At 55.0% G+C, this 13,490-nt stretch carries 11 protein-coding genes; 4 read left to right on the top strand and 7 right to left on the bottom strand.

Annotated elements, in window-relative coordinates:
* Positions 1 to 76: 76 nt before the first annotated feature.
* On the bottom strand, positions 77 to 1,798 hold the full coding sequence (locus MNU25_RS01325; RefSeq protein ID WP_240983433.1) for a SulP family inorganic anion transporter: 1,722 nt from the start codon (positions 1,796 to 1,798) through the stop codon (positions 77 to 79).
* Positions 1,799 to 1,800: 2 nt separating this feature from the next.
* A complete protein-coding gene (locus tag MNU25_RS01330; protein ID WP_240983434.1) occupies positions 1,801 to 2,004 on the bottom strand; it encodes a hypothetical protein in 204 nt (67 codons plus the stop codon).
* Between the two features lie 438 nt (positions 2,005 to 2,442).
* Here MNU25_RS01330 and MNU25_RS01335 point away from each other — a divergent pair, with 438 nt between their 5' ends.
* Positions 2,443 to 3,066: a PadR family transcriptional regulator gene (locus MNU25_RS01335; protein WP_240983435.1), complete on the top strand. Its 624-nt coding sequence runs from the start codon at positions 2,443 to 2,445 to the stop codon at positions 3,064 to 3,066.
* 263 nt (positions 3,067 to 3,329) lie between these two features.
* Entirely contained in the window at positions 3,330 to 4,583 is a 1,254-nt protein-coding gene (locus MNU25_RS01340; RefSeq protein ID WP_240983436.1) for an MFS transporter, read from the top strand.
* A gap of 231 nt (positions 4,584 to 4,814) precedes the next feature.
* On the opposite strand, the gene MNU25_RS01345 is transcribed toward MNU25_RS01340, so the two are convergent.
* Together MNU25_RS01345 and MNU25_RS01350 are read right to left on the bottom strand one after the other, a co-directional pair.
* The gene (locus MNU25_RS01345) at positions 4,815 to 5,708 is read right to left on the bottom strand and encodes a hypothetical protein (protein WP_240983437.1); all 894 of its coding nucleotides are present in this window, start codon (positions 5,706 to 5,708) and stop codon (positions 4,815 to 4,817) included.
* Between the two features lie 132 nt (positions 5,709 to 5,840).
* Positions 5,841 to 6,305, bottom strand: coding sequence for a Fur family transcriptional regulator (locus tag MNU25_RS01350; protein WP_240983438.1), 465 nt, complete (start codon positions 6,303 to 6,305; stop codon positions 5,841 to 5,843).
* 494 nt (positions 6,306 to 6,799) lie between these two features.
* Here MNU25_RS01350 and MNU25_RS01355 point away from each other — a divergent pair, with 494 nt between their 5' ends.
* Complete coding sequence (locus tag MNU25_RS01355) at positions 6,800 to 7,720, top strand: polysaccharide deacetylase family protein (RefSeq protein ID WP_240983439.1); 921 nt, start codon at positions 6,800 to 6,802, stop codon at positions 7,718 to 7,720.
* A gap of 409 nt (positions 7,721 to 8,129) precedes the next feature.
* Complete coding sequence (locus MNU25_RS01360) at positions 8,130 to 8,672, top strand: NADH peroxidase (protein WP_240983440.1); 543 nt, start codon at positions 8,130 to 8,132, stop codon at positions 8,670 to 8,672.
* Positions 8,673 to 8,917: 245 nt separating this feature from the next.
* Here MNU25_RS01360 and MNU25_RS01365 read toward each other — a convergent pair whose 3' ends face one another.
* The 3 genes from MNU25_RS01365 to MNU25_RS01375 form a co-directional block, all read right to left on the bottom strand.
* Positions 8,918 to 10,093 (bottom strand): Ger(x)C family spore germination protein, encoded by a 1,176-nt coding sequence (locus MNU25_RS01365; RefSeq protein ID WP_240983441.1) that lies wholly within the window; start codon positions 10,091 to 10,093, stop codon positions 8,918 to 8,920.
* A gap of 182 nt (positions 10,094 to 10,275) precedes the next feature.
* Complete coding sequence (locus tag MNU25_RS01370) at positions 10,276 to 11,820, bottom strand: spore germination protein (RefSeq protein WP_240983442.1); 1,545 nt, start codon at positions 11,818 to 11,820, stop codon at positions 10,276 to 10,278.
* Between the two features lie 17 nt (positions 11,821 to 11,837).
* Positions 11,838 to 12,941 carry a GerAB/ArcD/ProY family transporter gene (locus tag MNU25_RS01375; protein ID WP_240983443.1) on the bottom strand — a complete coding sequence of 368 codons (1,104 nt, stop codon included), beginning with the start codon at positions 12,939 to 12,941 and terminating at the stop codon, positions 11,838 to 11,840.
* Positions 12,942 to 13,490 lie beyond the last annotated feature (549 nt).

Consider the following 13,490-nt stretch of genomic DNA (forward strand, 5'->3'; position numbering starts at 1 on the left):
CGTTATCCTGCTCATTCATTTGAATGTGCGCTAGGCCGGACACCGCCGTTATCTTAGACTGTTACGGAAACCGACGTTATCTTAAGATAGCCACCGACACGGCTGTTTTCTCGCCTTCCTGTTTTGCCCGGGTCAGCGGTCCCGGAACATCGGTTTCACCGGCCGCCACTTTGATTTGTCCGGCCGCCACCAGGGTTGAGCGTTTAAGCTGTGATTCCACTGGCGGCTTGAGGCCGCTCATAACAACCGTTCCGCCGGCCGCCGCCACATTCCTGGCGAACACCTCCAAGGCGTTGAGAGAAGTGGCATCAATGTCGTTCACTTCGTTCATGCGCAAGATGAAACCCTTGGCCCTATCCACCAGACCGTCAAGTTTTTCCTCCAGGTCCGAGGCGGATACAAAGTAAAGGTTACCGGACAGTTCCACCAGCAGAACCTCAACCCGCTCTTTGGCGGTTTTGACTTCCCTCAGAGGAATGTCCCCCTCCCGGCCTTGCATCGGAATGAACACTTTAACAGATGCTTTGTCAGTATCTTTCAGATACAGAATGAAAGACAGGGCAATGCCCGAATAGATGGCATAATCAAGGTTGGGCATTAAGACCGTTGCGGCGAAGGTGACCCACATGGCTATCGCGTCGGAGCTCCATCTGCCCGCCTTGGCGATCTTCTTCACTTCTTTCTTATCGATTAGGCTGTACCCCGTCAGAATGATCACGCCTGCCAAGCAGGGATTGGGAATAAACTTGGCATAAGGAGCAAAAAAGAGCAGCACCAAGGCAACAGTCACTCCGGAGAGCATTCCAGAGACTTTGCTCACGGCCCCGTTACTGTAATTGATGGCGGAGCGGGTGAAAGAACCTGATGAGGGCAGGCACTGGAAGAAGGATGCGACGAGGTTGGCAATACCCTGCCCGATAAATTCCTGGCTAGCGTCTATTTTCTGTCTTGTGTTGCTGGCGATAGCTTTGGAGATCGAGATCGCTTCGACCAGCCCGATAATGGCGATAGCCACGGCTCCGCTGAAAACATGGCTGACAGCTCCGGGACTGAATCGCACCATGGTAAAGGGTGGCAAGGAAGAGGCAATATGCCCGACCAGGGAGACCCCCTGTCTTTGCAAGGAAAACATGACGACGAAGAAGATGGGGACGATGATGCCAATCAATGCCCCGGGAAGGTTTTTGTTGACCCGCTTGCAAATCAGAAGGATAGCCACAGTCATGAGGCCCAGCCCCAAGGCATAGATGTTCGTTGACGGCAAATGAGTCGCCACATAATACAATTTATCCATTGTCGCCATTTGAGCCGAGTTTTTAATCGATATGCCCAGGAAAGTGTTGATCTGCCCCAGCGCAATCAAAACACCCGCTCCCGCCGTAAAGCCCACAATCACGGTATGGGAAACAAAATTCACTGCCTTACCCAGTTTGACAACCCCACAAACGATTTGGATAGCCCCGACCAGAAAAGTCATGAGGAACAACAGCTGATAGGCGTTCGTTAGCCCCAGATAGTTTCTCATCGCTCCGGCCACGAGAAGGCAGATAGCATTGGTCGGTCCGGTGACCAACTGCTGTGAACTGCCGAAAGCGGAGCCCAGGATGGAGCCCACGATTGAGGTATAAAGACCGTAGACCGGGTTGACCCCCGCAATCAGAGCGTAGGCCATCGACTGCGGTACCCCCACCACCGCCACAGTTAAAGCCGCGACCAAGTCTTTGCCGAAATACTCCTTCTTATACCCTTTTAGGGTTGCCAGCAAGGGAATATATTTGCTCAGTGCTAAACCTGACATTTTTAATCCACCTTTCTGTCTTCGCGGTGCGCGGCTCTCTGCCGGCCTGGGAGCGGCTTAAGCCGGCGCCGGAGCATCTCTCCGAAATCTCTCTCCGGAGCATCTTTCCCCGAAGCGTGTTCCTCCGAAGCATGTTCCTCCGAAGCATCTTTCTCCGACGCCGCCACAATCCACGGGTTTTCTTCTCCGGACTTCATCCCATCCACATATAGGCATGCTCTGTTCTAAGGTCATGCTTTCAGGACTATTCTGTGTTATAATGGGTCTAGTCTCACTTCTTAGCGGCCTTGCACGGCTGCTTTTTTTCTATAGGCACAATGATCCTGACAAATAATCCCCAAACTAATCACCGTTGCGGCTATGGCCAGAATCCCCGTAAGCATATCGCCTCACCTCCTCGTCATTTATTTCACATTTACCATAGCACGGGCTTTATCCCTAGTCTATAGGAAATCGGTATGCCATCAATCTGTTTTTCCTATTGAAGGCAGATTGCAACCCCATCCTTCAAAACCTCCAAGGAAGCGGGCCTAGGGCCGCTGCCCTAGGCTCCCTGCCAGCTTTCTTCTTGACAGTATAGTGCTTTAAACACTATACTGTCATTAACATTACTCAAAGAGTCGCTGAGGAGGAATTTTATACCCATGCGCAAAAAGGAACACACCTCCCGCCATGCGCCAGCCTTTATCCTGCTTTTTTTGGCCCGAGGCTGTGACTACGGGGGATCTCTTCTGGCCGCTATGCAGCAGGAAATGCCGCATTTCTTCGGAGACAGCGCCACGACCTACCGAACGCTGCGCAGTTTGGAAAAGGAAGAATGCATTGTGTCGCAATGGAAAGTTCAGACGGCGGGCCGACCGAAAAGAATCTATTCCCTGACCCCCAAGGGTTGGGAACGTCTTGAAGAATATGCTGCGGATATTCAGATGCGTTTGGAGAATTTCCGTTTCTTCCAGAGTTCTCTGGCCGCCGCCCGTCGGGCCCGCCCCAGGGTAACGGCAGACAGCGCCTCGGCCCCGGCCGGGACGGTGCCTGAACGTGGGACCCCCGCCCTTGAGACGGCGCCTGAACGTGATACCCCCACCCCTGAGACGGCGCCTGAACGTGATACCCCCACCCCTGAGACGGCGCTGGAACGTGACGCTTTCACCGCTTTCGAAACAGCACCGCCGGCCGGGGCCCCCGAAGTTTCTAAAACCGCACCCGGGACAAAAGCGCGGGCTGTTAACGGAACAGGCCTCGAGATTCAGCCTGAAGCCAAAACCTAAACCGGACTCCAGTCTGAGACCCAATCCGAATCCGGCGCTTTGCCGGTAATTTGACCCGATCATTTTGCCGACGTGAACCCGATAAACCGTAATACGAATGGACCCCGCAACCCGCAGATACCCGTAAATAGACAAAAAGCCTCCCTGCCCGCAGAGTGCGAAAGCCGCCCGGGTCTAGTATGAGGAACGGTCACGGCAACGCAATTTCCTTTTCGGGGGGAGTGCAAAAATCACAGGGGGCCGCAATAAGGAGAGAGAAGTTCATGGAAAAGAAAGAAGTTACTGAACCAAGGGAGCCTATGGTGAAGGATGAACCTCGGCAAAGCGCCCAGCCGCCCCAGGCAGGGGCATCTGTATCCGCAAACCCTTCCATCGGACGAACGCTTGTTTTCACGGTCAGTCACCTGATCAACGACACCTATCCGAACCTTTATCCCGTGCTTCTGCCGGCTTTAATGGCCACGCTCAATTTTAACACGGCGGCGGCCGGGCTGATCAGCACCGTTTCCGCGCTCAGCGCCCAACTCTTGCAGCCGCTGATGGGCTTTTGGGCCGATCGGTCCGGAGGCCGGAAATTCGTCGTGGGGGGGCTTGCCTTAGGCAGCGTTTTGGCAGCGTTCGCCTTCGGCTGGGCTCCTTCTTACTCCATCCTGCTCATTCTTTTACTCATCAGCGGTTTAGGAAATGCCGCTTTTCATCCGCACGCCGCGGCCCTGGTCAGTGAAATGACGGGTAAACGCAAAGGGTTGGGCATGAGCCTGTTCATGATCGGCGGAAACTTCGGCCGCGGACTGGCTCCCTTGCTCGCCGGCACCGCCTTCCTTTGGGGCGGCCGTCCCGGCCTTTTCTTCCTCGCCATTCCGGGCTTGCTCATGGCCCTGATTATGGCCGGGGTCATGTCTCCCCCGCCGCCGCCCAAACCGCGCACAGGAAAGATTTTCACTCCCGAATTTCTCCAAGGCCTGCGACGGGCGGGCAGTCTCTTAACCGTTGTCGCCCTGCGCAATATGACCTCTTTGGCAACCTTGACCCTCGTTCCCATCCTCTGGCACTCTTTGGGTTACCCCTTAACCGATACGGCCGGCCTTTTGTCCCTCATGTTCATAGCCGGAAGTTTCGGCAATGTGGCCGGCGGCACTTTGTCCGACATCATCGGCCCCAAACCCGTCCTCATCAGTTCGGCGCTCTTGTCCAGCTTCTGGCTTTTCCTCTTCCTGCATGTGCATAATTTCCTGCTTTCTTTTGTCCTGATCGCCCTGCTCGGCATATCCCTCTATTCCACCAGTTCCGTGGTCATGGTGTTCGGTCAGGCCCTCTTTCCGGCAAACAAAGGAATGGCCTCCGGCTTGACGTTAGGCATCGGGAATACTTTAGGCACTTTCGGCGTGGCCGTCATCGGCCTAATCGCTGACCGCTATTCAATTACGGCGGGGCTCTACGTTTCCGCTGCCGCCGTACTCATCAGCATTCCCTTTGTCCTCCGCTTGAAGGACGCAAAGCCGGCCGGCATACAGTAGGCCCCTCCGGCACATCGCTGCGACAAATCTCCGGTCGCGAAAAGTCTTCTGTTGCCGCCTGAACCCCCGCTTGCCGCGAAAAATCCCCGGCCGGCACTTCGCAAGCCCGGTGAACCCTGCGAAGTGAAGACCGGGGTTTAAATTTGACCGAAAAGCCTAACCGCATGCCCCTGGGGAAACCGGCGGCAGCCAAAACCTCCCGGCCTCCGAGGCGGGGATTCCCGCTGACCGTTACCGCGCACCGCTGCGAGCCCTTTCCCAAGCCGAAGCCCGGCGTGTTTCCCAAAACAGACTGCCCAGACCGATACCCATTACGACCACCACCACCAAGAGAAACGCGGCGCCGAGATGGTGAAGATTATGAACATGGATCGGAGTGGTGACTTGCCACTCGACCAAGGCCGGGGCCGTCAAACCCAAAATCCCCATAAGCATGAATAAGAGTCCGCCGCCCAACAGCGTCCGGCCGGCCGTGATTCCGGTGACCCGGGCAACATCCTCCTGCGACAGGTGCAGATGCCGGGTGATCCAACCGAAAGCTGCACCGAGAAGGACCTGCATGGTCATGGTGCCGAGGCCGAAGAGAAATCCGGGCAACCAGGCCAGATAGGGACTGGGCATCGCGGGGGCCAAAACAGTATACAAGATCAGGGCGAACGAACCGAAGCCAAAACCGGCAATAAAACCGTGCAGCGCAGCCATCCTGAGGGGAATCCCCTGCAGGGGCGGAGCTTGAGGCGGGTCGAGCCGGTTCCGGCGCCGGCGGGCCAGCGGATGCCAGTGCAAGTGGAAAGAAGTTTTCAGGCGAAAAATATAGAGGCCGCCAAAGATCATGGCCACACCCACCGCCAGGTAAACGATATACTCAATGGAAGGGAGGCGGAAGATCCCGTCCAGGGCCAAATACGCGAGTTCGCTCATGAGAGCCCGTTGCAAAGTGAAGGCCGCCGAGAAGATGAGCCCCACTTTCATCCCTTTGCGCACAGAATAGCTGCCGATAGCATAACTGAAAGTTATCGGCCAGGTATGTTCGTCCGGGGTGATGCCGTGCACCACCCCAAGCATATAAGCTGTAAGCAAAATCATGACTAAAGACATCCCGGCCTGTGGAGACCAAAGATCCATGGAAATCCCCCCCTGAACAATGTACCCGTTCCCGAACGGGTGCCGCTTAAGCGACACGGCACCCCCCTTCTCGTCGTCTGTGAACCGAATGCCTTTTAGATTATCATCAAGGATAGCGGGCGGCACCCGATTCTATGGCTCCGGACTTTCCGTTTTCTCCTGACACTGACGGCAGAGGCCGAAGAAATCCAATTGATGCCCGTCGCATTGAAACCCCTCGCCGTCCGTTACGGTCTCCAAGACGGGACAATCGAAGATCTCCTTAATCTTGCCGCAGCCGTGGCAAATTAGATGATAGTGATGCCGGGGAGAACAAAAGGTATATCTGATTTCTCCGGAGAGGAGAAAAGCCCGCGCCAACCCGAGTTCCGACAATGCCTCCAAGAGCCGGTAGACCGTCGTCAGGCCAATGTTGATTCCTTGGCTGCGTGCGTCGCGGTAAAGCTCTTGTGCGCTCAGCAGGCGCCCGGAACCGGCAAAAGTCTCTAATAGCCGCAGCCGGGGCTGAGTCAGTCTCATTTTTTTGTCATGCAGCCGATGGCTTACCCAGTCAATCAGTTCCTGCAAGTCCACCGGGTGCGCTTCGCCCTTACACATACAAACCCACCCTTAGGGGAAATAATTTTCTCTAACGTTTTCTAAGATAAGACCAATACCTCCTTTTGTCAAGATGCGAATTGCTGTTAGCGGAAATTATTTTCGCTAACAGTTCCTAAGCACAGAGATTCGGTTCGACTCCTCTGCTCAGCGTTTTCCGCTCATGGGCCAAGTTTTTTGTCCTTTCCCCGCATAGCCCGGCGCCGCCCGTGACACACTGGATTCAGCGGCACGAAGGAGAGTCTTGTCCAACAGACTCCGTTCAGGAGCTTAGGAAATAGCGGTGACCACAACAACTTCGGAAAACCGCAGGCCATGGCGACCTCGGAAAGACCCGTGGCCACGATGACTCCGGAAATAGTGTGGGGTGGAACATGTCTCGCGGAATACGGAAAGAGGATCACGGTTGAAGTGAACTCGTGGCGCCCCGCAATTGAGTGAACTTGTTCAACTAAAGTTGAACTCGCAACCATACTGAACCAGGAGGGATGGCCATGAAATTTCTTGGGAACCGATTCGGTCAAGGGACCCAAAGATATAGGGAGGTTGGAGTTTTCATAAGCATCGCAGTGGTTTTGGGGTTTCTCTTCGTCTGGCACTCCTCATTCCCCGGGCCTGTTCCGGTTCAGCACGCTTCCGGCGGCCAACCCGGCAAGGCCGGGGGTTCTTTTTCCGCCACAAGGAGTGACCCCAAAGGCGTTCAGAGCAAGGCCACAAAGACCAATCCGCCGGCTCCTGCTGCGCCGGCTCTGACCCCCTTTCCGAAGGAGGGCATCCCCGTCCTCATGTATCACTCCATTAGCACCATACCGGGCAACACTTTGGGGGTTCCCGTCAGGCAGTTCTCCGCTGAAATGACCTGGCTGCACCGTCGGGGCTACCACTCCCTTTCCCCGGAAGAGTTGTACCGCGCTTTGACTGCCGGGGAGAAAGTCCCCGAGAAGCCGATCCTGCTCACATTTGATGACGGATACGCGGACAATTATTACGCGGCTTGGCCCATTCTCCGGGCCAACGGTTTTCGGGCCACCTTCTTTGTCATCACGAACTCAGTCGGCCCGGGGATGATGACCTGGAATAGGCTCGCGGAACTGGTACGGGCAGGTAATTCCATCGGCAGCCATACTGTGCATCACTTGGACCTGGCGTCCCTCCCCGCTAAGGAACAGGAAGATGAGCTGGCCCTATCGAAACAGACTATCAAAAGCCACCTTGGCCTCGACGTACAAGCCTTTTGCTTTCCGTCAGGCCGTTACAATACAACCACACTGCAATTGATGTCCAAACTGGGATACAGAATCGGTTTTACCACCCATTCGGGTAGGGTTCATTTGGGAGACAATCCCCTGATTTTGAAGCGTCTGCGTATTTACGGCGGAATGCCTCTGTCGTCCTTCGAAAGGCTGTTGCCTTAGCTGTTTCCTTAGCTTGCGTCAGTTGCTTCCTTACTTGTTTCTCGAGTTGTTTCCTCACTCGTTTTCCTTAAAACACAGTTTTCCCCCAAAACCGGTTGCGCAAACCTACTATTTTCCCCGGCCCGAGGTCCCTTTCTCTTCCCCCGGCAACCCCGGCAATTTTCCGGCGATCCAGCCGCCTGAACCTAGCGCAGGCAGAGACGCAGCTGAAAGCCTACGGTTTTTACAGGTCGGTGTCAGCCCGCTGAGCAAAAAGCCAAGCAAGCTGCATGAAGAAATTTCTCAAATACCCCTTGACAGTTTAGAATTAATATTATAAGATATCAATGTCAAATAGAGAGCGGCCCGCGCTCAAGGAACCGGGACCCGCAAACAAGAAGTTTAAATACAGGAAGGAAGTAAAAGAAACATGAAAAAGTTTGTCTGTTCAGTCTGCGGTTACATCTATGAGGGGACAGAAGCGCCTGACAAATGCCCCCAATGCGGCTCCCCCAAAGAAAAATTCAGTGAGAAGAACGAATCTGGGATGCAGTGGGCGGACCAACACGTTATAGGCGTGGCCAAGGGGGTTGACCCCGAAGTAATCGAGGGCTTGAAAGCCAATTTTACCGGTGAATGCACGGAAGTCGGAATGTACCTGGCCATGAGCCGTCAAGCCGACCGTGAAGGCCACCCTGAAGTCGCGGAAGCATACAAAAGGATCGCCTGGGAAGAAGCGGAACACGCGTCCAAGTTTGCCGAGCTTCTGGGTGAAGTCGTGGTCGCGGATACGAAAAAGAACCTGGAAATGCGCGTGGAGGCCGAGCATGGAGCCTGCCAGGGCAAAAAGGATCTGGCCACCCTGGCGAAAAAACTCAATCTGGACGCTATTCACGACACGGTTCATGAAATGTGTAAAGACGAAGCGCGGCACGGCATGGCTTTCCAAGGCCTTCTCAAACGTTATTTCTAAATGCCAAGCGTTACTTCTAAATGCGCAAGTGAACTCGTCTAGCTAAAGGTGAATATCACGGCTCAATACTCGCCTAAATACTCAGAAAGACGATCTAAGAGACGAACTGCCTGGGACGGGGTTTTCCCCGTATCCATTCCATAAATTAAGCCACCCTCACGGTGGCTTTTTTCGCATAAGAGATGCAAGAACATCCCGCAGCGCCCCACCCATCAGGTTTAGAAGTCCGCAAGACTTATCGCCGATTATTGGCTCAGGTCAGTATGGGTGATTTTTGACTGAACCTTGACCTGTGTCTCCGCCAGGGGGAACTCTGCCTCCCACTTTCCGGCCAGCCCCTGCCACTCCTCGGGATAGGCCCGCATCAGGTCCGTGCCGAAGCCGAAAATGTCCGCTTTGTAGTGCGTTTGAGCGGCGCTAATCGTCGTTCTCATCTGGTTGGCGATGGCTTGATTGAGTTCCTCTTCCAGGACGGAAATCATATCGGGGCTGCTCAATTTTTGTGCCGATGCCTGCTCCACCAAGTTCGCCTCCACCTTGACATCGATCTCGAACCGCGCTTTCCCGCCTAGCCATTCGGGTTTGACCCGGCTGCCCGCCCGGATGATTTCCAAAGTCACCGCTTGGTCAGGATTTCCTGGGGAGGGAACAAGGACAGATCCGCTCTTGACCTTATCTTTGATGAACAGATACCCCCTGGTCTCAGTGCTATCCAGCCAGCCGATAAGTTTGTCTCCTCGAAAAACCCCGGCGCCGTCAAGCCGAAGTTCATTCTTGCCCGAAACTTTGTCCAAAACCACCCGACCCAATACGGGCTGAGTAGTTTTGGAAAGGAGGCTGTCGTCAAATTCCAAAAGATTGCTGCCAACCGACTTAGAGACAATATTATAGTTTTTGAGCATATCTTCCAACTGTTTGGAGGGCACATTGTTGAGTTCGGAGTCTGCCTTAAGCACGTCGGCCGCCGTGCCTTGGGCCACGACCACCCAGGCCAGTAAGCGCATTTCCTGGTCGCGCGCGAACAAGTCCATCACCGGCCGCACCCCTTCCCTGGCTAGCTCTTGGCCTAGGACAATCAAGGAGTTGTGGGGATAATAGAGCCTGCGTCCGCTCTTTTCCACCAAGTTTCTCACCGCGTCGAAGACCGTGTCGCCGCTGCTGCTGACGACCCAAACCGCCTTGCCCTCTCCCGAGGCTCCCTCCGCCATTTTCATGGCCCTGGCCCGGATGATTTGTACCGTCAGTTCAATCTTGTGGTCCGGTCCAAGGTCTAGGCCGACCGCACTCACGATCCCGATCCTGTTCAGTTCCCGTCGGTTCCAGCAGCCGCTGGTCAATGTGGACAAAGCCAGCGTAAGGATTAGGGTTAAGAGAGGTATGACCCGTCTCCTTCCTTTATGCTTGCCGGTTTCTGCCGCCATCCAGGTCTCATCTCCTTACGGTTCCCGACGGTCTGCTTCCCGCTTTCTGTCCCCGGAACCTCCGCTTCCCCGTGAGCTTCCCAACGTCCGGCCGATTCTCGTCAGTCCTTCCTGTTTACCTTCCTCACTGGCCGAGTGCAAGAATCGGCAAGGTATCGGTCGGCTCCCTTAACCTCTCGGGACTAATCCTTACCCGGGGGACGTCGATCGGAAGTCGTTCGCGCCAAATTCCGATGCCCCAAAATCCGCGGAGGAAAAACCTGCGAACCCAGCGGGGCTCTGATGAAGACGTCTTTGAGGTCATTCAGGTTCCCCGGGGCAATCGGGAGCAGGTAAGGCACGCCGAATGAATACAATTTGAACATGTGAATTAGGACTGTCAAACCACCCATCAAGATGCCGAACAGGCCCAGCGGAGCCGCACAGGCTATAAAAAACAGGCGTAACAGCCCGATGACATCGGCTAGGGAAGTGAGAGCAAACCCTGAAATAGCGGTGAGCGCCACCACCACAATCATCGAATTGCTGACTAATCCGGCCCGGGCGGAGGCCTCGCCCAAAACCAAAGCTCCGACGATACTGAAGGCCTGGCCGATGGCCCCGGGCATACGAACGCCGGCTTCCCGCATGATCTCAAAAATGACGCCCATGATCAGCACTTCCATGTAGGAAGGAAAGGGAGTTCCTTCCCTGGATGCGACCATGCTGATGAGCAGCGGCGTGGGCAGCAAATCCTGACTATAGCTTTGCAAAGCGACATATCCCGCCGGAAGCAAGACCGCAATGACAAAAGCCAGATACCGCACGAGCCTTACAGTCGTAGCATAGTAGGGACGGGAATAGTAGTCTTCGGAACTCTGGAACCCTTCGACAAAAAGGTGCGGAACTGTGAGCACGAAGGGCGTGCCGTCCACGAAAATCGCCAGGCGGCCTTCAAGCAGCTTGGCGGCCACGACATCCGGCTTTTCCGTATTGCCCACGGTGGGGAAGATGGAGCGCGGAGCGTCCTCGATTAGCTGTTCAATATATCCGCTCTCCAAAACCCCGTCTATCTCAATCTTATTCAACCTGCGCTTAACTTCGTTGACCATTTCCCGGCGGGCAACTCCGTCAATATAAGCAAGATATACCAAAGTCTTTGTCCGCCGGCCCAGTTCCAGGCTTTCGATACGCAGGTTCTCATCTTTTATTTTACGGCGCAGCATGGCACTGTTCACCCCGATATTTTCCGTAAAGCCCTCCCTGGGACCCCGAACGATGGACTCCGTGCCCGGTTCATCCACATTTCTGGACTCCCAGCCTTTGGTTTCGATCACCAGTGCCACCGCAGAGCCGTCAATCAGCAAGGCCGTGTTCCCGCAAAGAATGCCGTCAACTACGTCCTTCAAGCTCTTAGCTTTCTGCACTCGCTTGTTAGGCAGAGCCCTATTCGCGATCACATCCGCCATATCTCCCGCCCCGTTTGGTCCGGCCGACCGCTTCGAATCCCGCCCGTCAAAATCGAACATGAGCGGTTTCAAAATCGTACCGGAAGTCGTCTCCTGGTTAATCATGCCATCGATGTAAATCAGAACTGCCTTGGGGTTGGAAGCGAACCCCAGGGTGAACTCCCGGTAGATGACATCCGCACTGTTTTTGAAACGGTTCTTCAGAGCGGAGATGTTCGCCTGAAGGCCGTCCGCCAAGTCGCCGGAGACCGGGCCCGAGGAGATCCCTGAATTAAACATTTCCTCACCTCCGAAACCTACTTGCCGCCGCTTCGCTGCCCCAGGAATCCCCAACCGTGCCTGCAAACACTGATCGTCAGCAAGAGCATGGGGATAAGCATTTCCACAGCCAAAGCCAAAAGGGGGAAAACGCTGCGGAGGAACTGCCACCGGTCCGCGCTGCCGTGAAATATGAAAAGGCCAAGCAAGAGAATGGCCAAGCCCTCAACCAAAGCGACCCACTTGCCGCCATTCCCTTTTATTTTGAATAATTGGGCGGCCCCGATCGCGGCACACTCATGGAAGGCAACTATCGCCAGGAAGCCGCCCGCCGTCCAAACGATCCCAGCCATAGAATCCAGCCGTTCAAAGAAGTCCCCGATCTCAATCATGCGCACGGCCCGAAAGAGAGGATAGATCTGCTGGATCGAAACATTCACCCCGAGAATTGTGATACACTGGAAGAGCACCAGAATGATCAGGAGAGCGGCTGTGAGGGTTCCCCCCAGGATCGGCTTAAGCGCTTGGCGCGGTTCGTTCTGAAAGGCCATCAATACACCCGCTATGATGACGAATCCCAGCCAACCCCCTGGCAGCAGGCTGTGCCCTATCACCTCAGCGGGGTTTTCCTGAAAGAAGGGCAGCAAATTCTCGAGGTGAATGATGTTGAAGGTAAAAAACAGAATGCCCACAACAGCGAGAATGAGCAAAGGGCCAATCAGCTCGCCGAGCCTGCCGATCACCTCCACGCCGGAAGTAACCGCATAAGTGCTGACGGCCATAAAAGCCAGGGCGAAAACCAGTGGCGGGGTCTCGGGCATGAGGGCCACCACCAGAAAGTCCACTTCGATACGTAAAAGGACGGCTGCCACCATTAGGAAGAAGATAGCAAAGATCAACCCGATGACCTTACCCAGGTATTTGCCTAAAATCGTCTCACCGTACTGAAACAGAGTGCGATTCGGATACCTGGAACCAAGTATATAGAGAACCAGGGCGATGATAACGGCAAAGCCAAGCCCCGCCGAAACGTCCAGCCAGGCGTCCTGTCGGCCCTGATAAATGAGACCGTTCGGCAGCCCATAGAGGGCACTGCCTAACACGGTGCAGAAGACCAGAAAGAAGAGCTGGCGCCCGGACATTTGTGTTTCCCCCGGCTTCAAATTAACACCCTCCATGTTCTCGGTCGGAACGCCGAAAGCCGGCCATAAATTCCCCCGTTTCCCTCATCACGCCGGAACCCTCTGTTTGCGTACAGTGGCGGCCACAGCCCCGGCTTACGGTGTATTGCGGCGGCCACGCCGCAACCCGTTCTTTTACACTCAGCCCCTTTCTTCCGGAAAGCCCGAAGCCGGCAACGAAAGAAGCTCTGCCGCTGAGGGCCGTCCGCTCCTTTTAGTATTTCTTCCGGCCCCCCTTTATATGTAATAATCCGGGCATGCGGCTAAACTTTCGGGTCAAGCTATATTCTTCGAGTTTATCCAAACGTAAGACGACTCCCACTTCTACAAGTGGGAGTGGGTCCCACGTACCCCGCTTCGGTGGGGGTAGACTCCATCCTTCGGCACAAAAGCATAATTTCACGCTCTGTGCCTACGGCGATAGTCTCCACCGGAGACTATCGTCACCGAAGTCATCCTCACCGCACAAGTATTCTTTGAAAGCTTGCGGTTCGGCGATAGTGTCCACAG

Source organism: Acididesulfobacillus acetoxydans (assembly GCF_902729405.1).
Taxonomy (GTDB): Bacteria; Bacillota; Desulfitobacteriia; order Desulfitobacteriales; family Desulfitobacteriaceae; genus Acididesulfobacillus; species Acididesulfobacillus acetoxydans.